At 56.6% G+C, this 21,720-nt stretch carries 18 protein-coding genes and 1 pseudogene; 17 read left to right on the plus strand and 2 right to left on the minus strand.

Annotated elements, in window-relative coordinates:
- Positions 1-77: 77 nt before the first annotated feature.
- From panB to HQL52_00705, 5 genes are all read left to right on the plus strand, one after another.
- On the plus strand, positions 78-875 hold the full coding sequence (gene panB / locus HQL52_00685) for a 3-methyl-2-oxobutanoate hydroxymethyltransferase (protein MBF0367951.1): 798 nt from the start codon (positions 78-80) through the stop codon (positions 873-875).
- 97 nt (positions 876-972) lie between these two features.
- Positions 973-1,818, plus strand: coding sequence for a pantoate--beta-alanine ligase (locus HQL52_00690; protein ID MBF0367952.1), 846 nt, complete (start codon positions 973-975; stop codon positions 1,816-1,818).
- A gap of 24 nt (positions 1,819-1,842) precedes the next feature.
- Positions 1,843-2,223, plus strand: a complete 381-nt coding sequence (locus tag HQL52_00695; GenBank protein ID MBF0367953.1) for an aspartate 1-decarboxylase — start codon at positions 1,843-1,845, stop codon at positions 2,221-2,223.
- A gap of 19 nt (positions 2,224-2,242) precedes the next feature.
- Positions 2,243-2,488, plus strand: a complete 246-nt coding sequence (locus HQL52_00700; GenBank protein MBF0367954.1) for a hypothetical protein — start codon at positions 2,243-2,245, stop codon at positions 2,486-2,488.
- Positions 2,489-2,838: 350 nt separating this feature from the next.
- Positions 2,839-4,944 carry a hypothetical protein gene (locus HQL52_00705; protein MBF0367955.1) on the plus strand — a complete coding sequence of 702 codons (2,106 nt, stop codon included), beginning with the start codon at positions 2,839-2,841 and terminating at the stop codon, positions 4,942-4,944.
- Positions 4,945-5,468: 524 nt separating this feature from the next.
- Here the strand turns inward: HQL52_00705 and HQL52_00710 are convergent.
- Positions 5,469-6,914, minus strand: a complete 1,446-nt coding sequence (locus tag HQL52_00710) for a tetratricopeptide repeat protein (protein ID MBF0367956.1) — start codon at positions 6,912-6,914, stop codon at positions 5,469-5,471.
- 352 nt (positions 6,915-7,266) lie between these two features.
- On the opposite strand from HQL52_00710, the gene fliJ reads away from it, so the two are divergent.
- From fliJ to HQL52_00750, 8 genes are all read left to right on the plus strand, one after another.
- Positions 7,267-7,698, plus strand: coding sequence for a flagellar export protein FliJ (gene fliJ / locus HQL52_00715; GenBank protein ID MBF0367957.1), 432 nt, complete (start codon positions 7,267-7,269; stop codon positions 7,696-7,698).
- A 15-nt stretch (positions 7,699-7,713) separates the two neighbouring features.
- Positions 7,714-8,229, plus strand: coding sequence for a hypothetical protein (locus HQL52_00720; GenBank protein ID MBF0367958.1), 516 nt, complete (start codon positions 7,714-7,716; stop codon positions 8,227-8,229).
- A 1,346-nt stretch (positions 8,230-9,575) separates the two neighbouring features.
- Positions 9,576-10,448 carry a flagellin FliC gene (locus HQL52_00725; GenBank protein ID MBF0367959.1) on the plus strand — a complete coding sequence of 291 codons (873 nt, stop codon included), beginning with the start codon at positions 9,576-9,578 and terminating at the stop codon, positions 10,446-10,448.
- 129 nt (positions 10,449-10,577) lie between these two features.
- Positions 10,578-11,402 carry a flagellin FliC gene (locus tag HQL52_00730; GenBank protein MBF0367960.1) on the plus strand — a complete coding sequence of 275 codons (825 nt, stop codon included), beginning with the start codon at positions 10,578-10,580 and terminating at the stop codon, positions 11,400-11,402.
- A gap of 121 nt (positions 11,403-11,523) precedes the next feature.
- A complete protein-coding gene (locus HQL52_00735) occupies positions 11,524-12,393 on the plus strand; it encodes a flagellin FliC (GenBank protein MBF0367961.1) in 870 nt (289 codons plus the stop codon).
- 129 nt (positions 12,394-12,522) lie between these two features.
- Positions 12,523-13,380 (plus strand): flagellin FliC, encoded by an 858-nt coding sequence (locus HQL52_00740; GenBank protein MBF0367962.1) that lies wholly within the window; start codon positions 12,523-12,525, stop codon positions 13,378-13,380.
- 48 nt (positions 13,381-13,428) lie between these two features.
- On the plus strand, positions 13,429-13,830 hold the full coding sequence (locus tag HQL52_00745) for a flagellar protein FlaG (GenBank protein MBF0367963.1): 402 nt from the start codon (positions 13,429-13,431) through the stop codon (positions 13,828-13,830).
- A 1,062-nt stretch (positions 13,831-14,892) separates the two neighbouring features.
- The gene (locus HQL52_00750) at positions 14,893-15,726 is read left to right on the plus strand and encodes a hypothetical protein (GenBank protein ID MBF0367964.1); all 834 of its coding nucleotides are present in this window, start codon (positions 14,893-14,895) and stop codon (positions 15,724-15,726) included.
- A gap of 257 nt (positions 15,727-15,983) precedes the next feature.
- Here the strand turns inward: HQL52_00750 and HQL52_00755 are convergent, their stop codons facing one another.
- Entirely contained in the window at positions 15,984-16,808 is an 825-nt protein-coding gene (locus tag HQL52_00755; protein ID MBF0367965.1) for an inositol monophosphatase, read from the minus strand.
- Positions 16,809-17,222: 414 nt separating this feature from the next.
- Here HQL52_00755 and flgK point away from each other — a divergent pair, with 414 nt between their 5' ends.
- The 4 genes and pseudogenes from flgK to HQL52_00775 all read left to right on the plus strand — a co-directional run bounded on the left by flgK (position 17,223) and on the right by HQL52_00775 (position 21,247).
- Complete coding sequence (gene flgK, locus HQL52_00760) at positions 17,223-18,983, plus strand: flagellar hook-associated protein FlgK (protein ID MBF0367966.1); 1,761 nt, start codon at positions 17,223-17,225, stop codon at positions 18,981-18,983.
- Positions 18,984-19,006: 23 nt separating this feature from the next.
- The gene (locus HQL52_00765; GenBank protein ID MBF0367967.1) at positions 19,007-20,194 is read left to right on the plus strand and encodes a hypothetical protein; all 1,188 of its coding nucleotides are present in this window, start codon (positions 19,007-19,009) and stop codon (positions 20,192-20,194) included.
- Between the two features lie 30 nt (positions 20,195-20,224).
- Complete coding sequence (fliW, locus tag HQL52_00770) at positions 20,225-20,731, plus strand: flagellar assembly protein FliW (GenBank protein ID MBF0367968.1); 507 nt, start codon at positions 20,225-20,227, stop codon at positions 20,729-20,731.
- A gap of 42 nt (positions 20,732-20,773) precedes the next feature.
- A pseudogene (locus HQL52_00775) lies at positions 20,774-21,247 on the plus strand (flagellin FliC).
- Positions 21,248-21,720: the final 473 nt, after the last annotated feature.

Raw genomic sequence — 21,720 nt, forward strand, 5'->3', positions numbered from 1 at the left:
TCCCCGATGGATTCTGCCGGAATCGATTTTTGGTTCCCGGGAAGCCCTGCGCCCGCCAAAACCGAAGGAAATCCGACATGACCCGGCGGGTCACCCTACCTGATTTGATCGCCATGAAGGGGGAACGGAAGATTGTTTCCGTGACCGCTTACGACTTTTCCTTTGCCCGTCTTTTGGACCGGGCCAATATAGATATATTGCTGGTGGGAGACTCCCTGGGCATGGTCATTCAGGGCCACGACACCACCTTGCCGGTCACCCTGGATGAGATGATCTATCACACCCGTGCAGTGGCTCGAGGGGCAGAGCGGGCGTTGGTGGTGTGCGACCTGCCCTTTGGTGATTATCAATCCAGCCCTGAAGCCGCCATGGCCAGTTCAGCCCGGGCGATGAAGGAGGGGGCTTGTCACGCCGTCAAGCTCGAAGGGGGAGAGCACATGGCGGAAACCATTCGCTTTCTCACCACCCGGGGAATACCCGTCATGGGCCATGTAGGCCTCACCCCCCAATCAGTCCACGCCTTTGGAGGATTTCGAATGCAGGGGCGGGGAGAGGCTGGGGAGCAGGTGATGGCCGATGCTTTGGCTGTGGCCGAAGCGGGAGCGGGGCTGCTGATTCTGGAGGGCATTCCAGCCCCCCTCGCGACTCATATCACCCAAAGAGTCCACATCCCCACCATCGGCATCGGCGCTGGTCCCGATTGTGATGGCCAGGTCTTGGTCCTCTACGATCTCCTGGGCCTTTTTGAGGGAGTCGCGCCCAAATTTGTCAAGCATTACCTGGAGGGAGGCAGCCTGGTGGGGGAGGCGGTCAATCGCTTTGCCGAAGAGGTGAGGGAGGGGCGGTTTCCTGGTCCGGAGCACACATCCTCCTGATGAAGAAACGTCTATGGGGGACGTGAAAAAGGCTGACCGGCAGGACTGGAAAGAGTCTGCCAACGATCCGATCTGGATGCACCAGGATGGAATCGATATGAAATTTTTTGAAAAACAGCACGACCTCTCCCTCTGGGTGGATCGCTGCCGGGGTGCTTCTGAGAGTGTCGGTTTTGTCCCCACCATGGGAGGGCTCCATGAAGGACACCTGAGCCTGATCCGGGCGGCCAAAGAAAAGTGTGACCGGGTGGTGGCGTCGATCTTCGTCAACCCCACCCAGTTTGGTCCGGGGGAAGATTTCGAACGCTATCCCAGGGAGTTGCAGCAAGATCGGGAATTGCTTGCCGGGGCTGGATGTGATGGACTCTTCTATCCCACGGTGGAAGAAATCTATCCCCAGGGGCATCAAACCCGGGTATCGGTGGAGCCTTTGGGGTCTCAGTTGTGCGGCGCTTTTCGACCCGGCCATTTTGAAGGTGTGGCGACGGTGGTGACTGTTTTGTTGAATCTTGTGCGTCCCCATCGTATCTTTCTTGGCCTGAAGGACTACCAGCAATTTATCCTGCTACGCCAGATGGTCGGGGATTTGGGGCTGGGAGTGGTGGTGGAAGGGGTGTCGACGGTGCGGGAAGCCGACGGTTTGGCCCTCTCCAGTCGCAACCGCTATCTCGATCGGGAAGGTCGGGAACGGGCCTTGGGGCTTTATCGGGCCATGGAGGCTGTCAGTGAAGCCTGGCAGGGGGGAGAACGCAATCCTGAGGCCCTGGAAGGGGTTGGTCGTCAGGTTTTGGTTGCATCGGGAATTGATCGCATTGATTATGTAGCGGTGCGAGACTCCCGGACGCTGGGGCCCTGGAATCTGGACAGCACATCACCACAGCTACTGATCGCAGCCTTTGTGGATGGCGTACGCCTCATCGACAACCGGCTGTTAACTTCGTGAAGTGAATGGAGAAAAATTGGGCAGATGGACCTCAATCTGTTAAAATGCAAAATTCATCGAGCGACAGTCTCCGAAGTCCAACTGGACTACGAGGGATCCTGCGCCATCGATGAGGCTTTGATGGAAGCAGCTGGACTCCACGAATATGAACAGGTGCATCTCTGGAACATCAACAACGGAGAGCGATTCACCACCTACGTCATTCGCGGAGAGCGCGACAGTGGCATGATCTCCGTCAATGGAGCTGCCGCTCACAAAGCCAACCAGGGGGATCTGTTGATCATCGCCGCCTTTGCCCGCATGAGTGAGGCCGAGGCCGAGGTATTCGCCCCAAAACTGGTATATGTGGATGGGGCCAACCGGATTGTCCGGATCGGCCACGCCATTCCGGCACAAGCAGCCTGACCCGAACACCGTTGGGACCATGAGCGCTCGCCGCTTTCGACCGTCATCCAATCTGGATTTTTCCGACCGTTCCGGTGGTCGCTTTATGCGCTCCCGGTGGAAATTTCTGCCTGTCATTCTGGTTCTGCTGGCGCTGGTCACAGTTGGGGTCAGAGGATGTGGTGGCGATGATGAAGAGGCCATGGAAACGATCACCCCTGGTGAAAGTGACACAGCCGCAAAGCCGACCCTGCGTTACGAGCGCCTGATTCCACCCAAACAGTGAAGCTCCCAATCCACTCCCGGGCCGCTCCACGCCATTTGATCTCCAACGGCCCAACCCGGCCCACACCCGTGGTTTCACACCCAGGTGTGCCAAGGGTAAAGAATCGTGGCCCTTCAAAGGCAGGCGATCCATCCCCCCTGCCAGCCGCCACCCCCTCCTTGCCGCCTGATTTGACGGCCCAAAGAGATAAAGGGCGGCCAGATAACCCTGGACCTTCCCTATCTCTCCTGGCTTTGTCGGCTTGCCTGCTGCTCGCGGTCCTGACCCCCCCTTCGGCCCGTGCCGGGGCGGACTTCCCGACAGCGAATCCCATCTTTACCAGCCAGCAAGCTGATCACCCGGCGATGGCGATGGGGGCCCCCCATCTCCACGAACCGCTTCCCCTGCTGGCTTTTGCCCAATCCACTCCCAGCACCAACAGCGGCCCGCGACGCACTCCCCCGGAGACTCTTACCGGTGAGCTGAAGATCGACCGCCAGATTTCCACCCTACCCATCGACCCAAAAACCGATCTTTCCAAGGCACCCGACGAGGTGGATTTTTTTCCAGATCTGAAGGATCCAGCCTTCGATCCGGCCCTCAAATCCCCCCCCACCACCCCTCTGAAAAGAGCAACCCCCTCCGGACCACGGCAAAAGGGGCTCCCTACCGCCACTTCTGATTCAGCCAAACCTTCCCTGGAGAGCCCGGCCACCCCGGAGCCCAGGAAGTTTGATCAGCTGTTTCCCCGGGACAAAAATGCCAACGCACCTCCCAATGACTCGATGCTGCCCCATCGCCAGGAAAAGGGAGAGCCAGCCGGAGCCAGCCAGCCGGAGATGAAACCGGAGAGCGCCTCTCCAGAGGTTGAACAAGCCGCCAACGCCCCCCACGAACCCCTGCCCGCCACCCTTCAGGATGCCACCATTGAAGAGGAGTCCCTGTCTGGACGCCAGGAGGGAAGAGGGGAGGGGAGAGATTGGAGACACCTGACCCCGGAGGCGGTCTCCGTCATCTTGAAAACAGGCTCTCCCGGATTGGCCCAACACCTGGCAGAACGCGCTCTGGCGATTGGTGGCGCCCCATTGACCGCAGCCAGATGGTTGCAGATCCAAGCGGAAGCCCATCTCCAGTTGGGGGAGTTTGAGGCGGCGCAAAAAATTATCGCCGGCCTGCTGGATGGGGAGGTGAGCGACCCTTACCCGTTGATATTGCTTCTGGCGGATGCCCGAATGGGGGTGGGACGTTATGCCCAGGCCCGGAGCCACTATTCGGAATTTCTCATGGGTCGCCCCCACCATCCCCACCGCTTCCGCGCCCAACGGGGAGTCGGCCTGGCTGCGCTGAAGCTCGGTCGCCTGCGGGAGGCGGAGCTGCATTTAAACCTCTACGCCGAGGAGGAAAACCGCCCCTCTCCCGATCCCCTGCTGATTTTGGGACAGGCCGAGCTGGCCCGGGCCAAGGGGCTCCCTGATGAGGCTCAGGCCTATTGGGAAGCGCTCCTGGGGCTGGCTGAGGCGCCTGCAACGGGTTTGGGCATACCGGAAACCACCCTGGCACCTCTGGTGGAGTGGCTCCTCGCAGAAAAGCGCTGGGGGAGGGGGGTGATGTTGGTGGAGCGGGCCATTCGCCAGTGGGGAAGCTCCCCGCAACGACTGACCCGACATGCCGATCTCCACCAGCCCAATCGTCTGGTAACAGCCCCGGCAGGGGGATGCGAAACAGGGACGGAGGCGGTGTGGCAGCGCCGCCAAGCCATCGCCACACTGCTGGATCAGTGGAAAGAACCCCTGGAGCGGGATGCCCAGCTGGAGCAACTCCTCCATCAGGAACTGGCCAACCCCTTGGGATTGCTACTGGAAGGGGGGCTGCTCAACCCGGACATTTTGGGTCTGCCGGAACCATTGCCCCCCAGCGTGCGCCTGCTCTACGCCAAAGCCTGGCACCAGATCGGACGGCTCCCCCAAATGCGGGAGATGCTCTGGGGGTTGAGCGGAGCCCAGGCCCAGGGGCTACGGTTGATACTCCTGGGAGAAGGCTCAGGGGGGCCCGGGGAGAGCCTGGAAGGGGTGCTGGGGGAGCTCTCCCGGTGGTTTCCCAAAGAGGTGGATGGGGCTTGGCAGGAAGAGCTGACCGAGATGGCCATGACCGCCCTCATGCGCTTTTTTGATCGCCGCGATGAAGCCTCTGTCCAGACTCTACGGCGCTTTTTAACGGAAAGGGATCCCCCACTGGCGGTGCTGCGGGCCTTCGCCTGGCTCGACGCCAGCTCTCTGGAACGCAAAAAAAATCTGCATGGGGCGCTGGCGGGCTATCTCTCCCTCGCCTATGAGCCGATGCCGAAGGAAATGACCGAAATGGATCGCTACCTGCCCATGGATCCCCGATTGGCAGCGGCACGGGTTTTGGTGGCGTTGGGGCTGGTGCGGGAGGCGGAGATTTTACGCTTGGAGGTTGGGGGAGAGCCGCCCCTTTAAGTTGGAGCCAATCATACCAAGCCTGGTTCAGCTAGGTGAATTAATCAAAAAAACCTTTTTGCCACAGAGGAAAAAGAGGACACAGAGAAAACAAAAAAACGATCGAAGTGCAAAACCTGCTTTTTATAGCCATTCAAATCAAGAATTGGACATATACCGTTGCATTTTTCCGTCATTCTCGCGAATGCGGGAATCCAGGGAGTCTGGCGCAAACCTTTCCAAATCTTGCATCACTTTCAGCAAAATACCGGCCTTTCTTGAAGATTTGGTTTTTCCTTGGGGGCAATCATCAGCTCTCTGGATCCCCGCCTTCGCGGGGATGACGCGTCAGGGAAGAGTGTCCAATTTTGAGATAGAACTGCTATACAATTCATATCTATTTCCTTGTTGTGTTTTTTTTCTCTGTGCGCTCTTTTTCCTCTGTGGCAAACTTTCGGTTTTGACGCGCAAAATATCAGCAGAAACAACAATTTCCACGGACAAACCCAAAGCCAACGGATTGAAGTGGAATGGGTATCAAAAAATCAGCCGCCCTTTTTCTTCTCTTTGTTTTTCCGCGCCATTTCAGCTTTGGCGATCCTGGCCTCTGCAGAACCCTTGGGGAAATGCTCAATGGCCTGGCGATAATGCCAAATCGAGGTCGGATCCTGCATCATCAAGCCATAATAGCGGGCCAACGCCAGATGACTCTGCCCCATCCGCTCCTGCTTGCCCTCCACCAAACCCAACAGATAAAAAGCCCGGGCCTCGGTGGGATGATCGCTGATTAAACGCCGCAACAGACGACCGGAGGTCTCATAGTCCCCCTGCTGGCTCCAGGTAAAAGCCAACCGGTAGATCAGATCAGGCTCCTTGGGCTTCAACGCCAACGCCGCCTCAAAGTCCGCTCCGGCGGCTGCCAAACGACCCTGCTCCAGACGCACCAGGCCCCGCTCCCGCAATAGATAGGGATCCGCCCCCTTCAGAGCGATCAATTCATCAAACAGCGCCACAGCCTCTTCCAGGTGGCCGGAATAAAATTGCGCCAGGGCCAAACCGTAGCGGTTGGCAAAGGTTTGAGCCGCATCCGGCTCGCTCTCCTGATCCAGCGCCCCCTTTTGATCCAGGCGCTTCTGAAAAAGAGCCACCGCCGCCCCCGGATCAGCCCCACCACCCGCAATCAATTTGGCGCGCACCCGCAAAAAGGATTCTCGCTCCGCCTCCGAGATCGGTTTTTGAATGGATGGCAGGGATTCCGCCTGGGCCCGGGCTTCGCTCAAACGATGGGAGGTGACCGGATGGCTCATGAGATAGGGGGCCGGGAGACTGGTCATACGCTGATCCCGGGCGACCCGTTCCAAAAAATCAGCCATTCCCCGGGGGTCAAAACCGGTGCGAATGAGATAGTGAATCGCCAAACGATCAGCTTGCATCTCCTTCTGCCGCAACAGCCCCAGCATCGACGCCTGAATGGCCGCACTGCCACCGGTCACCGCCGCTTGGGCCAGGTCACTGTTGCCGGTGGCGATCCCAGCCGTCACCCCAAGAGCCGTTAAAATCATCGCCCGGATGGAGGCGCTCTCGGCTGCTGATTTCAACTGGGCGTGATGACCCGCCACCAAATGGGCTATTTCATGGGCCATCACGGCGGCCACTTCCGTTTGGTCCTCCGCCTGCAGCAGCAAACCGCTGTTAAAAACAATGTGGCGGTTGGGCAGGGCCATGGCGTTGAGGTCTGACTTCAAGATGACATGAAAATGGACATCCTCCGGGTCCAGCCCCGCCCGTTGCGTCAAAGGTTTGCCAAGGGTATCCAAAAAATCGCTGGTTTCCGGATCAGAGATCAGGCGCAGACTCTTTTTTTCCCGACCTGCCGCAGAACCACTCCCCATCAAGAAGAGCACGATCAGCACAGCCACCATCAAGGGGGAAGATCCCACCCGAATTTTCCCCACCCGACGGGGCAGGGGCCTCACGGAAGAGGAAGGCATGTTTTTTGCATTTCTATACCACATCTATTGGGACTCTCTATTGGGCTACCCCCAAGCTGGATCAAAGGCGCCCCTTTTTTTGGGGAAATCAGCCCGACCGTTTGCACCAGAGTAGCCGATTTTGCACAATTAATCGATCCTTCCCCAATAGACTGCTGCCAATCCAGCCATGGGAGGGCTTGGGAATATTCATTTTGAATGCTGATTCCGGATGCTGGATCAAGCGCCTGGATCAAGACCCTGGACCAAGATATCCATTGAGCGGCGGACCTCTGGTCTACCCTTTAGCTGAAAGCGCCCCTGAGCTTGGCAAAGATTTGAGACCAAGCCCCTGGAAAGGTAACCTGAAACAATGAACCGCTTCCAACGACTGGTGGATCTGCGGCAGATCAAGGAAGAGGTGGCCGCTGCCGGGCTTTCCAAAGCCATCGGCCTGATGGATCAGATCCAAAAGACGATCCGGGAGCTGGACCAGGAGACCGAATCGGCGCGCCAAACCGCCCAGAACAATTTTGGTCCCCAGGAAGATCGACTACCGCCGGAGATGGTGGAAAACTTTATCAAAGGCCAAAAATGGCGGCGTGAAAAGCTACTGGCGGCCCTGGAGCAGGCCAAAAAAGAGCGCGCTGTGGCCCAAGAGCAGTGGAAAGCGGCTCGGGTGGCTCTGAAGCAATCTGAAAAACTGGCAGAAATAGATGATAAACGGCGTCTCCTGGCAGAACGCAAACAGGAGGCCCTGGAGATGGATATGGCGGGCATTCTCCGTCACCAACGAAACGCTTGATCAGGAGTTCCTACCTTGAAGGCGAAATGGCTCACCGTTTGGATGGCGGCACTGGTCATCCTGTTGTCCCACCCCTTTCCGGCCTGGTCTGCCGATAATAATAACGAGACCGTCGTCCTGCCCAGGGATCCCCTGAAGCTGCTCAACGCCCTGGAAAAGCGCCGGATCGATCTGGATGATCGGGAAAAATGGCTGGATGTGCGCCAGAAGGAGATGGAACGGCTGGAAAAAAAGCTGGCCGAACGCCTGGCCGCTCTGGAAACCCTGCGCGAGGCGATTCAGAAGGATCTGACCGCCGAAAAATCGGTGGATGACACCAATATTGCCCGGCTGGCGAAAATCTATTCCGGCATGAAGGCCAAAGCTGCTGCTGCCGGTTTGGAAACTATGGATACCGATACCGCTGTCCGTGTGCTCAAGGTCATGCGGGAAAAAACGGCGGCGAAAGTATTGGGCAAGATGAAAACCCGCAATGCGGTACGCCTCTCCAAGGAGCTGGGCATTCCCCTCTCCGAGCGCCGAGGCCGCTGAACCGAAAACGCGACACGCTGGAATACGCTCTCCCTCCCCTTCCCCCGGGAAGGGAGAGGATTCTGATCCAAGGCAACTCTCCCTATCCTTACCCCTGTAGCTGCTGCACCCACCATCTCCTGGCCCGACACCACTCCCCATCAACGGCTACAGCCCCCATACCCCAACCCTTTTCCAGGCAGCACACACTTTTCCTCCCCTGGATTTCCGCTTTCCCGGGAATGACGCCTCAAGGGAGGGCCGCCATGCCTTGCTTATCAGTTGGAATGGCCATATACGCCAAACCTGCCCCCCTCTCCCTGATAAATTTTCCATGTTTTTCGTAAATATCGTTAAAAACATTCAAGCCCCCCCCAAACCCCACCGATAAGATATTCAAGATCACGGAGCGGGCTGGTAGCAAAGAGAAAAACAGACCACCCCACCAGTCATTGATCAACCATCGGGAGAGGGATTATTCCCGGAAAAGGAGTTCCGAAGAATGGCTTTTCCAAAGAATATTCGCGCAGGACCATAGAAAGCCAACTCCGGCGAAACGCAAACACAGCACACTCGGATAACCAAGCATTCCAGGCCTGACCGAAAGGGTTCAGTCACCCGATCTTTGCCTGAATGGTGTAGAACCATCCGAACAGACGCACCACCCAACGGCCTCTCCCGGCAGGCCCCTCCGGTTCCCTTTGGGTCCGGAAACCCCGGCAGAGCCCATGAAAGTGGTAGAGGATCCGATAATTCTGGAACCTCACAGGTCAAGTGCATCTTGAGTTCGCCACAACACAGGTTGATCTTTTCAGACAAAAAGAGATGAAACAGAAACGGGAACGGCCCTACGGAAAAGCTGCGCCTGATGCACAATAAAAGATTTTTTCTGGGGCTCGACAGATAACTTTCAGGATTTGACCTATAAGGAGAACGTCCAGCAACAGACAAACGAAATACATGGAAAAGGGTTGGGTTTCCCGGCAATCACACAGCCCAATGTATCCACGGAAGGCTATCTTTCTTAAAAGAAGAACACCCCCATGGATCCCGGAACAAGCGCTCACTGAACCGTTAAAAGATGCACCGAAAATTTTAAAAATAAGCGCTTAAGTTCAAGTGTCACAAGCCGAAAAGAACAGCAAGGCCACCGACAAGGCATAAGGAAAATGCGAATCAATCGGCAAGGGCCTCGGACAAAGACATCACACCATGGGACACTAAAGAAAAGAGAACGTTTTCCCGAAGTAAAGTACCAGATCTGGGTTAGGGTTGGCCCGATAAAAAATGAACAACCCACCTCCAACCAAGGACGGAAATTACAAGCGAAATAAAACAGGAAGAATCGCTTAGGAGGCGTAAATATCATGGGATTTGCCATCAACACGAATGTTGCTTCACTGAATGCGCAGAGAAATCTATCGCGTTCAACCAGTGCGCTCGGCACCACTTTTGAGCGTCTCTCTTCAGGTCTCAGAATCAATTCCGCCAAGGACGATGCAGCGGGGCTATCCATCTCCACCCGGATGACCGCCCAGATTCGCGGTATCAACCAGGCAGTGCGTAACGCCAATGACGGTATTTCGCTGCTGCAGGTTGCGGAAGGTGCTCTGGACGAAACCACCAACTCCCTGCAACGCATTCGGGAACTGGCTGTTCAGGCTGCCAACGGCACCCTGGTCTCCAGCGACCGTGAAGATCTGCAGAATGAGGTGGAACAGCTGATTCATGAGATTCAGCGGGTTGCCCACACCACCGAGTTCAACGATCAACAGCTGCTCTGGGGTAGTTTTTCCGCTGGCAAACAGTTCCACGTCGGTGCTGATGCCAACCAGACCATCCAGGTTTCCATCCAAGCCGCTGGTGCCGATGCTCTGGGTCTGGCCCAGGTCTCGACCAACGGTACGGTCAGCACCAACCTTTCCATCAATCTGGGAAGCGGTGGTGGTAGTGCCACTTCGGCTGCAGAATCAGCTATCTCCAGACTGGACAATGCCCTGGATTCAGTGGCAGACATCCGCGCCAGCCTGGGTGCCCTGCAAAACCGTTTTGAGTCCACCATCGCCAACCTGACCAACGTGTCGGAAAACACCTCCGCCGCCCGGTCACAGATCATGGATGCCGACATCGCTGCCGAAACGGCTGCTCTGACGCGCAACTCCATTCTGCAACAAGCTGGTACTGCGATTCTGTCCCAGGCCAACCAGCAACCCCAGCTCGCCTTGCAACTGTTGGGATAGTCCTGGCCGCGGACGAGGGTTTCAAGGGGTTGGGTTGGCCCCTTAAAAAGAACAGCCCAGAACGATCCACGGAAGGATCGAGCGAGACAACAATCAATGGAGCTTTTGAAGAAGAAGGAGTACTGAATCATGGCTTTTGCAATCAATACAAATGTGGCCTCCCTGAACGCCCAGCGCAATCTGATGAAGTCGACCAACGCACTGGGAACCACTTTCGAACGTCTCTCTTCCGGACTGCGTATCAACAGCGCCAAGGATGACGCGGCGGGGCTCTCCATTTCCACCCGGATGACAGCCCAAATCCGCGGAACCAACCAGGCCGTCCGTAACGCAAACGATGCTATTTCTCTTATGCAGGTCGCAGAAGGTGCTTTGGACGAGACCTCCAACGCGCTGCAACGGATCCGGGAACTTGCAGTGCAGGCGGCCAACGATACTTACATCGATTCCGACCGCAACGACATGCAGGATGAAGTCAATCAGTTGCTCAGCGAAATCGACCGTATCGCCACCACAACCGAGTTTAATGACACGCTGCTTCTGAGCGGATTCACCGGCAAGGATTTTCATGTTGGAGCCGATGCCGGTCAAACCATTCAGGTCAGCATTGACAACGCCACCACCGCCTCTTTGATCAGCAATGGTGGTTCCGATGTCATCGTCAGCAATCAACAGAGCGCCAACGCCACCATCACCAGGATCGACAACGCCCTGGATTCGGTGTCTGACATTCGTGCCGGTCTCGGCGCCCTGCAGAATCGTTTTGAGTCTACTATCGCCAACCTGACCAACGTCTCCGAAAACACCTCGGCGGCCCGGTCTGCGATCATGGATGCGGACATCGCTGCTGAAACAGCTGCTCTGACCCGCAACTCCATCTTGCAGCAAGCTGGTACGGCGATTTTGGCCCAAGCCAATCAGCAGCCCCAGTTGGCTTTGCAGCTCCTGGTGTAGTAGGGCAACAGGTTCGTGACCATGGGACCGGGCCGGTCCCTTGAAAAGAAAGGCCCACGACCATCCAAGGAAGGAAGAAAACGGCAATCTGCCGAAAAGGAACACCAAGGAGACTCAACTCATGGCTTTATCAATCACCACCAATGTGGCATCCCTGAATGCTCAGCGTAACCTGGGTAAGGCTACCAGCGCTCTGGGAACCACGTTTGAAAGACTCTCTTCCGGACTGCGCATCAACAGCGCCAAGGACGATGCAGCGGGTTTGTCCATCTCCACCCGGATGACAGCTCAGATCCGAGGCACCAACCAAGCCGTACGCAACGCCAACGACGCCATCTCTCTGATGCAGGTGGCTGAAGGGGCTCTGGAAGAGACTGAAAGTGCTCTACAGCGCATCCGGGAACTCGCGGTGCAGTCGGCGAATGACACTTACACCGACGAAGACCGCATGGATATGCAGGCTGAGATGGATCAGCTGTTGGCGGAAATCGATCGGATCTCTTCCGACACGCAGTTTAACGACACTGGTCTGCTCAGTGGTGGTTTTTCCGCCGGAAAAACCTTCCACGTGGGCGCCGATGCCGACCAGACCATCATCGTTTCCATCGCTCTGGTGGACACCGATAATCTGGGTGCGCTTTCCACCAACGGCAACATCATCGGTGGCGGCTCTCTGACCAACCATGTTGGTACCGGTATCAGCACCCAGACCCAGGCCAACTCGATGATCACCATCGTCGATGGCGCCATCGACCAGATTTCCGACATTCGCTCGGAGCTGGGCGCGCTGCAAAACCGTTTCGCATCGACCGTCAACAACCTGACCAACGTTTCCGAAAACACTTCGGCAGCACGGTCGCAGATCATGGATGCGGACATCGCTTCTGAAACAGCGGCTCTGACCCGCAACTCCATCCTGCAGCAGGCTGGAACGGCCATCCTGGCCCAGGCCAATCAGCAACCCCAGCTCGCCTTGCAGCTGCTGGGATAGGCCAAAAGCCAAGCAACATCGCTTAATCGCGGGTTAGGGTTGGCCCGGTTACAACGAACAACCCAAGTTTATCCAAGGAAGGAAACAATTCACGGAATTTGAGGAAGTTCCGTTAAAGGAGAAAGAATCATGGGATTCTCAATCAATACCAACGTTGCGTCCCTGAACGCTCAACGCAACTTGATGAAAAGCACCAACGCCCTGGGAACCACCTATCAAAGGCTTTCCTCGGGTCTACGTATCAACAGCGCCAAAGACGATGCGGCCGGTCTCTCCATCTCCACCCGGATGACCGCTCAAATCCGAGGCATCAATCAGGCGGTACGCAACGCCAACGACTCCATCTCCCTGGTGCAGGTTGCCGAAGGGGCGCTGGATGAAACCACCAACTCTCTGCAACGGATCCGTGAACTGGCTGTTCAGGCGGCGAACGATACCCTGACCGCCGGTGACCGGGAAGATATCCAGAAGGAGATGCACGAGCTGGTGGCTGAGATCCAACGGATCTCCACCACCACGGAGTTTAACGATCAATCCTTGCTTCAAGGCAGCTATGCTGCTGGTAAAACCATGCACGTCGGTGCCGATGCCGGCCAGACGATCACGGTTTCCATCACCAACGTGAGTGTCGGTGCCCTGGGTGTCAACTCTACCCAAGGCGGGGTCTTCATCTACAGTGCCACCCATACCGATGCCAGCATGCAGATTGATGCCAACTCGGTGATCAACGTGGTGGATGCAGCCCTTGATTCGGTAGCCGATATCCGTGCCCAGCTGGGTTCCTATCAAAACCGTTTTGAGTCTGTCATCACCAATCTGACCAACGTGTCGGAAAACACCTCCGCCGCCAGAAGTCAGATCATGGATGCTGACATAGCCTCTGAAACTGCCAACCTGACCAAGAACGCCATCCTGCAGCAAGCCGGTGTGGCAATCCTGTCCCAGGCCAATCAGCAGCCTCAGTTGGCTCTGCAGCTCCTCTCATAAGGCGAAAGCACATTTGAGCATCATCTCGCCTGACAGGAGGGCAGTACCATGAGTGAAGTCACCGGAAGGGTTGGTCCCGTCCCGGTGGAATACAAGGATAGAGTCAGTTCCGCCGAGGTTCGGCAACGTGTCATCAATCGCGGTGGTGGTGGGGATTATCCCCGGAAGGCCAAAGAGGTCCATGAGGCCGCTCAGCAAAAGCAGAAGGAAAAGGGGGATTCCCCCTCTGCAGCGGTCTCATCGGATACTCTGACCAAGGAGATAAACCACCCGCTCAGCCGTTCCAACTCGCTGCGTTTCAGTATGGACCAAGAGTTGAAACAGGTGGTGGTAAGCGTCGTTGATAAGGATACCGACAGCGTGATCCGCCAAATTCCAGATGAACAGATGCTTGATCTAGCCAAGCAGATGCGTGATCTGGAAGGTGTGTTGTTGAACACCAGGGTTTAACCGCCCAACCTAGCCGGCGGCTCGGAAATCATCCCGAGCCGCCGGTTGTCATTCAGCCCCCCGCTCTTCACCCCACCGGACCTTGATCCAGCCAGACCTTGATCCAGCCAGACCTTGATCCAGCCAGACCTTGATCCAGCCAGACTTTAATCCACCCAGGCTTTTTTCCAGCCAAACCATCACGCCTCAGAGCCTCGCCCCCGTATAGTCAGCCTGATGCGAGGCGGCACTATCCTTTCATAAAACCCCGATCCCACTCTGATTTGGTTGTTTATGCACCAGAGAGGCGCTTGGTTCAGTCAAAAACAGCTGAAACAGGCCGGTTTTGCTTCCCTCAAACCCATCCAATTGTATGGCGATAAAATGTCCAGCCATTTTGTGACCGGTGACAGGAAGCCCCGTTCAGCCTGGTTCCCCTCACCCAGATCCTGCGCGCCTCTTTCCCTCCCGTTTTACAGCCAAAACCGAGCCCGCCTCCCTTGCCCGGGCTGGGTGGTTTTTATAGGCTCTTCCCTTCAGGTGAGTGGACCCGTCTCAACATCGTGAGAAGGGTTTCCTGCCTCCCGGACACCTCTCCCCCGGCAAGCCTGCCCCCCCTCTCCACTTGAACTGATCCGGTTTCAAATTCAGATAAATTTCACTTTTATCTCAAGTCCCCCATCCATACACCGATAAAGAGAGTAGGCATTTTGTACCCCACGACTTGAACAGGGCTTGATCGGGTTCATTTTCGTTTTTTGCAAGTGTGATGCATTTTTCACTCAAGGTGGGTCAATAATGGCCGAAAAGAGATTAAGGGGAAAAACAACAATGAACTGACAGCCGCACCCGTCCCCCCCTTCGGCAACTGATTCAATAACAAAGGAAAAGGATCCATCCCACCCAAGAGAGATGAAAATATCACCGGAGCTGCCCATCAAGAGGTAAACCGGAAACACCATACCGACCCCAAAGGATCCCAACCCCAAGGGCCACCATAACAAGCTGTCAAACAAGATCCGATCAACACGTAGCCGTATGACTCCCCCAAGGGGGAACGCAAGCTGGTATCAGGAGAAAACAATGGCTCTTTCCACCAAATATTACGTCGCCGCCTTAAATGCCCGCCGGGAGCTGCATACCCCGGGGGTAAAGGCCCTCTCTCGGCTCACCTCCGGTAGAGCGCCGTTGCATGTGCCTTCGGAAGATGCTGCGGGCATGGCCTTCGTCAACAGTATGGCCCGAAAAATCCGCGATATGAACGGCCCCATCCGGGAGGTCAATGACGGTATTTCCATGGCCCAAGTGGCTGAAAATGCCTTGAAGGAGACCTCCCAGGCCCTCCAGCGGATTCGGGATTTGATGGTAGAGAAGGATTCTGCCAGCCCGGACAACTCTGAGGCGATTCAAAATGATATTGCCCGGATGGTAGCCCAGATTGAACAGATTGCCGATGGGGCGCAGTTCAACGGCCAACCCCTGCTCCAGGGCAATGTGAATGACTTGACCTTACCTGTGGGTGGCTTTGAGGATCCCAACCTGACCCTGACCATTCCCCGGGCCGATCTGACGGCGTTGGGGCTTGATGCGGATCCGGCCAACGAAGCCTGGGAGGAGGGGGCCGACGATCCATCCCCTGCCAACCCTCAAAATCTGGCTGCGGTGGATGGCGCCTTGGATTATGTCCAGGGGATGCGCTCCGACCTGCAAGAGGTGTTGAGCCGTATCGGTGAAGTGATGGAAAAAAGCACCCAGGCGCCCGCTCCCAGGGATCCCATGGCCCTGCCCGTCATGGACAATGATCGCGCTGCGGGTTCCGCAGATCAAACCCGGGAGGCCATTCTCGACCGCCCCCACTCAGCCCTGCAAGCCCAGGCCAACCAGGATAACGACGTCTCCCAAAAGCTCCTCTCCTGATTCATGGCCTTTTTGCCAACCCCCCTCTCCCAGGCAACCGGGAGAGGGGAGCAATGGCAATCATCACTGTGATTCCGAATAAAAAGGCCTCATCGGTCCTACCATATATATAGAAAGGCCACCCCCCCTATATATAGAAAGGCCACCCCCCCTCCATATGGAAAAGCCACCCCCCTTCACTCCCAACCCTGAAAGCTTGAGAAGTGGCCAATATAAGGTATGCGAGTGGGGTGGGTATCATCTCCCCTATCCGAGAACTAACGCCGCCCGCTCTTCCTTCGACGGGTGTCGGCCAGACCCGACTCCTTGATTTTGGCCAGGATGCGTTTATGCAGGAGGGGATTGCCTGCCACCACGTCCCCGGAAACCATATAGTTCTTATTTCCCTCAAAATCGCTGAGGAAGCCACCAGCCTCCAGCAGAATCAAACCACCAGCCGCCAAATCCCAAGGGGCCAGCCCCGTCTCCCAAAAGCCGTCCAACCGGCCATCCGCCGTATAGACCAGATCCAAAGCGGCACTGCCTCCCCGGCGAATATCTCCGCAAGCCATAAATAAAGATTCAAAGCAGGCCATGAAAGGGGGGAGGGAATCCTTGTCCCGAAATGGAAAGGCGGTGGCGAGCAGGGCTGATGACAGGCTTTGTCGCCCGCCCACCCGAATGCGCCGATCATTGAGAAAAGCCCCCCGGCCCCGCTCGGCGGTGAAGAGTTCGTTGCGGATAGGATCGTACACCACCCCGATCTCAATCTCCGAACCCCGGGCCAAGGCAATGGAGATGGCAAAGTGGGGAACCCCCTGCAAAAAGTTGGTGGTGCCGTCGATGGGGTCGATAATCCAATAATAGTCACTCTCCTCCCCGTGGGCACCGCTCTCCTCTGCCAACACCCCATATTCGGGGTAGCCCCGCTGAAGATGAAACAGCAGCTCCTTTTCCACCTCCATGTCGGCATTGGTGACAAAATCTGCCGCCCCCTTTTGGGTCACCTGTAGTTGATGACGGCGATCAAAGTGACGCAAGACCATGGCCCCGGCTTTCAAGACTGCACGGGTAGCCACATTCAGGGTGGGGGAAAAGTTCATTGGTACCTATGGATCCAGATGGAGGTTTAAACCTGGATTCGGCGGTCGGGCGTGCATACATGCCGCAGCCTCCTGATCCAGGTTAAAGGAGAGGGGCAAAAAGTACCATGCCCCCGCCTGAGAGTCACCGCTTCACCGGCAGAGAACGCCTCCTTGCCGGGGAACCGGAAACATTTGCCCGATATCGGGGTACATTTCTGCCATCAGGGGTATGAAAGGGGGGGTATTCCAGGGAAAGCGACCACCACAAGAGAGCCGCTAAACAAATTTTTTTCGTTGTTATTCAACACTATATAACCAACACCCCCAAAACAGGCCACACTTTTTCAAAAGCTTGGCACACCCCATGCATTAAGAGGGTATCGCAAGCAGCAGAAACACTCAAAAAGCTCCATCTTTAAGAGAAGACGACAAATGGCCATATCCGACATATTGGACATTTCCAAGCAAGGGATCTTCGTCAACCAAAGTGCCTTGATGACGGTGTCGCACAACATCGCCAACGTCAACACCGAAGGTTACTCCCGACAGTCCCTGCGCCTGGAATCCACCCCCGGAACCGGCAACACTTCCATCGGTGGTGGCGTCTCTCTGGCCCAGGTCACCCAGCAGGTGGATGCCCTGGTGGAAGGACGGTTGGAACTGGGAACCGCCGAAATCGGCAGGCTTCAATCCCGGGAACGCTATCTGCTGCTGGTTGAAGATGTTTTCAACGACATGGATGGGGACGGTTTTTCCCAACGTCTGGAGGAGTTTTTTTCCGCCTCCGACTCTTTGGCCGACAACCCCATCAACCCGGTCAGCCGCAACGAACTGATCGCCGAAGCGGACGGGCTCTCCCGTTACGTTCAAGACATGTACCAATCCTTGAGCGACATGGCCCTGCCGGTGGATGAAGAGATCAATGTCTTGATTGCCGACATTAACGAGCGCCTCTCCAATCTTCAGGAGATCAACTCTCTCATCATCTCCCAGGAGCACACCAGCCCGGCCCTGGATCTGAAAGACCAACGGCAGCAGATGATCCTGGAATTGGGCGAACTGATTGATATCACCACCGTGGAAATGGATGACGGCGGTGTGCAGATCATGACTTCCAAAGGACAGGAAGTGCTGGTGGATGCAGTCTACGCCGCTGAGCTTACCCGCTCCACCGATAACTCTGACAGCGGTTACATGGGTATCGAGATCGCTGGCAAGGAGTTTGGCAACACCGGCCTGATCTCCGGTGGTGAGCTGAAAGGCCTGCTGGAAATACGGGACGAAGTGATCCACGGCGATGACGGTCTTTTGACCAAGCTGGAAGCCATTGCCGACGAAATTCGCTTCCAGGTCAACCTGATTCACAGCCAGTCGGTCAGCGACACCATGTATACGTCGCAAACCGGGGCCTTCGATCTGGGCAACGATCTGGATGTCGCCCTCTCAAGCCTGGTCACCGACACCGACTCCACCAGCTACACCGGAGCCCCTGAAGATCTGGCCCGGGTGACGACCGGTGAGGTCACCTTCGCCTACGGCACGGACTATACCGATCTGACTCTCTCGGATCCCATCGCCATCGATGCCAGCATGAGCATTGAGGATATCCGGGACGCCATCGACGCCAGCAACGCCGTCTCAGCTGAAATCGTCGATAACAAGCTGGTCCTGACAGCCACAGAAGGGGTCTACGGGGTCACCTCCGATACCAGCGGCATACTCGCAGCCATGGGTGTCGGGGTACTTTTCACCGGCAGCGGTGCCCGGGACATGGCAGTGGAAGAGAGCCTGATGGACGATCCCAACCAGGTGGCCCTGGGTCAGATCAGTGTCGTCACCGAGGATGATGGCTCCACCACCTTGACCTATCACGATGCGGACAATCAGGGAGCGCTGGCTATCGGCGCCTTGCGGGATGACAAGTTCACCCTCTTTGGCGACACCACCACCCTGGTTTCCCACTATGCCACGGTCGTCGGCCTCCTGGGTGCTGAAATCAGCGCCAATTCGGAAGCCCTGGAGACCCAACAAGCCGCTTATTCCTTTCTACAGGATGTGCGGGAGTCGATTTCCGGGGTCTCCCTGGAAGAAGAGCTGACCGATTTAATCAAATTTCAGAGAGCCTTCCAGGCCTCCAGCAAGATGGTCACCATGGCGGATGAACTCCTCCAGACCATCGTCAGCATGATCTAACGCCTTGGAATTGGGGATTTAAAATGCGCGTCACCCAAAGTTTGCTATATCGCTCCGGATCCGATGCCCTGCAGAGCCAGTACCAGGAACTGCGGAGTGTGGAGGAGCAGACCGTCTCCGGCCAAAGGCTGAATCGTCCTTCGGATGATCCGTCGGCAGTCTACCGGCACATGATGTATTCCGCCGACCTGTCGAGCGTGGAAAGCCTGATGCGGACCACCTCCTTCGCCTCCGAGCGGCTGCAACTGGGTGAAGCCAACATCGACTCCATCCACGAGACGCTCCTGGATGCCGAAGATTTGGCCCTGCAGTACGGCAACAGCTATGTGGAAGGGGATCCGGACATCATGGCCGCCGCCTCCACCAGCGCCCTGGCCTTTTTCGAGGATATTTTGAACAACCTGAACGAGAGCCTCGACGAAATTCCCCTCTTCAGCGGCGGACGCACCATCGATCCTTATAACAAGGTGGATGTGGAGGTTCCGGATGTCCTGTTGCGCAACAACAGCGAAGGGGACTTTGTGGATGTCTCCAGCCAATACGCAGTCACCCTGGGGGAAGATTTTGCCTCAACCGACATCCCCCTGAGCTACAAAATTGCCTACCAAGCCGATGACGGATCTTTTGATGTGGATGTCAATGGTGTGGTCCAAGAGGGTGTTGCCGTGACAGAAAATGATGATGGCACCCTCACCTGGGATTTGGGCGACGGCGTCACTTTGACCGCCCAAGCGAGCCCGGAAACAGCCGATGTACTCTATTTTCAGGTCGTTCCCTCTTATCAGGGAGGCCAGGCAGACCGAGCGATTCAGTCCCTAAATGGCCGTACTCTCTCAGGAAATGTCACGGCTGACGAGTTGGTCAACGGTGTCGGCGGCGAGCAAAACATGTTCGTCGCTCTCTCCGGACTCCGGGGGGCTCTGCTCAGGGGAGATACCGAAGAAGTGCAGGCTTGGGTAGAAGAATTGCAAACAGCGACACAACAGGTATCAGACTTGCAAGGGGTTACCGGTATACGGACCAATCAAGTGGATGCGGTCTATGAAACCCTGGAAACAGATGAGGCGGCGCTCACCGAAGTACAAGCGCTCAACACCGAAGCTGACCTGTTTGATCTGTTGAGCAGTTTGGAACAAGTGACACAAAGCCTGGAGGTGATTGCCTCCACGGAACGGGAAGTGATGAACACCTCCCTCCTCGACTTCTTTTAGAAATTTCGGCTCATGAATGGAGAGATGACCATGGAGATTCACGGTACCCGTTTTGGAACTTTGGAATTCGAGGAAAACGAACTGATCCTCCTTAAGGAAGGTTTGCTCGGTTTTCCCTTAAGCCAGCGTTATCTGCTGTTTCCATATGGGGACGACTCCTCCTTTTTCTGGCTACAGTCGGTGGACGAACCGGAGATCGCCTTTATCGTGGTGAACCCCTTCGACTTTTTCACCAATCTGGAGTTTGAAGTCCAGGACGATGACGCCGCATCCATCGGCCTGAACAGGGGAGAGGATCTGGAAGTCTTCAGCCTGGTGACCATCCCCGACGGCAAGCCCGAAGAGATGCGCACCAACCTGGCAGGCCCGGTGGTAGTCAACATTCGCAATCGCCACGGCAAGCAGGTTTTGCTGAAAGAATATTCTCCGCGACAGGAGCTGATTCCTCAGGAGATGCGCGGGAAATATCTCCAGGAAGGGCAAGTCCGGAGCATTCAAAATCAGGAACACCCCGTGCGGATGGCCGCCAACGGTTAAGTAGGACCAGAAGCATAGAGATCGTCAGGAAAGGATTGAATCATGGGACTTTTTATCAATACCAACGTGGCCTCCCTCAACGCACAGCGCAACCTGCTGGGGAGCTCCAGTAAGCTCAACACCACCTTTGCCCGCCTCTCTTCGGGGCTGCGCATCAATACCGCCGGTGACGACGCTGCCGGGTTGGCCATCTCCAATCGGATGACCTCCCAGATTCGTGGCCTCACCATGGCGATCCGCAACGCCAACGACGGTATCTCCGTCTCTCAGGTGGCGGAAGGGGCCCTGGACGAAGTGTCCAACATGCTCCAGCGCATCAATGAGCTGAGTGTGCAGGCGGCCAACGCCTCCAACAGCGACGAAGATCGTGAAAGCCTCCAGGAAGAGGTTTCCCAGCTCCTGGCTGAGATCGAGCGTGTCGCCCAGGAGACCGAGTTCAACAACTGGCCGATGCTCAATGGTGAAACCGAGCCCCTCATCTTCCAGGTGGGTGCCCGTGAAGACCAGACCATCACCGTCAATCTGGCCGACGCGACGGCAGAAGTGCTCATGGCCCAGGATGTCCTGGCTGATCCCAACAGTGACGAAAGTGTCACCAATCCAGCCATTGCCGGCATGAAAATCAAAGCCCCGGATCCGGCACTCTCAGGGTCGAGCCTCTTCGACTCCGAACACGCCACCATGATCAATGCCGTGGCCAATGCGGACACCACCTCTACCGCGCCGTCGACGACCCTCTCTGACGATGTGGCCGACAACATGGCGACCGCCGTTGGTGCCAGCACCGCTGCAGTGACCGCTCTGGATGCCGCCATCGCCACGCCGGACGCCAACGTGACCGCCATCCAAGCCCTGGGGACCACCCCCACGGTGACCGAAGTTTCCGACGCCCTGACCGGTGTCGTGGGTCTGGCTGCCGGCGATCAAACCACCGTGGCTGCCGCTGCCGTCTCCGGTACAGCCGCTGGTGACGATGCCGACACCCTGGC

It is taken from the genome of Magnetococcales bacterium, from assembly GCA_015232395.1.
Classification (GTDB): domain Bacteria; phylum Pseudomonadota; class Magnetococcia; order Magnetococcales; family JADFZT01; genus JADFZT01.

Coding starts and splice junctions, on each gene's coding strand:
- HQL52_00755 (MBF0367965.1), bottom strand. CDS start 16,808: ATGAACTTTTCCCCCACCCTGAATGTGGCTACCCGTGCAGTCTTGAAA.
- HQL52_00710 (MBF0367956.1), bottom strand. CDS start 6,914: ATGCCTTCCTCTTCCGTGAGGCCCCTGCCCCGTCGGGTGGGGAAAATT.
- HQL52_00745 (MBF0367963.1), top strand. CDS start 13,429: ATGAGTGAAGTCACCGGAAGGGTTGGTCCCGTCCCGGTGGAATACAAG.
- HQL52_00735 (MBF0367961.1), top strand. CDS start 11,524: ATGGCTTTATCAATCACCACCAATGTGGCATCCCTGAATGCTCAGCGT.
- HQL52_00725 (MBF0367959.1), top strand. CDS start 9,576: ATGGGATTTGCCATCAACACGAATGTTGCTTCACTGAATGCGCAGAGA.
- HQL52_00730 (MBF0367960.1), top strand. CDS start 10,578: ATGGCTTTTGCAATCAATACAAATGTGGCCTCCCTGAACGCCCAGCGC.
- HQL52_00705 (MBF0367955.1), top strand. CDS start 2,839: ATGGGGGCCCCCCATCTCCACGAACCGCTTCCCCTGCTGGCTTTTGCC.
- fliJ (MBF0367957.1), top strand. CDS start 7,267: ATGAACCGCTTCCAACGACTGGTGGATCTGCGGCAGATCAAGGAAGAG.
- flgK (MBF0367966.1), top strand. CDS start 17,223: ATGGCCATATCCGACATATTGGACATTTCCAAGCAAGGGATCTTCGTC.
- HQL52_00765 (MBF0367967.1), top strand. CDS start 19,007: ATGCGCGTCACCCAAAGTTTGCTATATCGCTCCGGATCCGATGCCCTG.
- panB (MBF0367951.1), top strand. CDS start 78: ATGACCCGGCGGGTCACCCTACCTGATTTGATCGCCATGAAGGGGGAA.
- HQL52_00690 (MBF0367952.1), top strand. CDS start 973: ATGAAATTTTTTGAAAAACAGCACGACCTCTCCCTCTGGGTGGATCGC.
- HQL52_00700 (MBF0367954.1), top strand. CDS start 2,243: ATGAGCGCTCGCCGCTTTCGACCGTCATCCAATCTGGATTTTTCCGAC.
- HQL52_00750 (MBF0367964.1), top strand. CDS start 14,893: ATGGCTCTTTCCACCAAATATTACGTCGCCGCCTTAAATGCCCGCCGG.
- HQL52_00695 (MBF0367953.1), top strand. CDS start 1,843: ATGGACCTCAATCTGTTAAAATGCAAAATTCATCGAGCGACAGTCTCC.
- HQL52_00740 (MBF0367962.1), top strand. CDS start 12,523: ATGGGATTCTCAATCAATACCAACGTTGCGTCCCTGAACGCTCAACGC.
- fliW (MBF0367968.1), top strand. CDS start 20,225: ATGGAGATTCACGGTACCCGTTTTGGAACTTTGGAATTCGAGGAAAAC.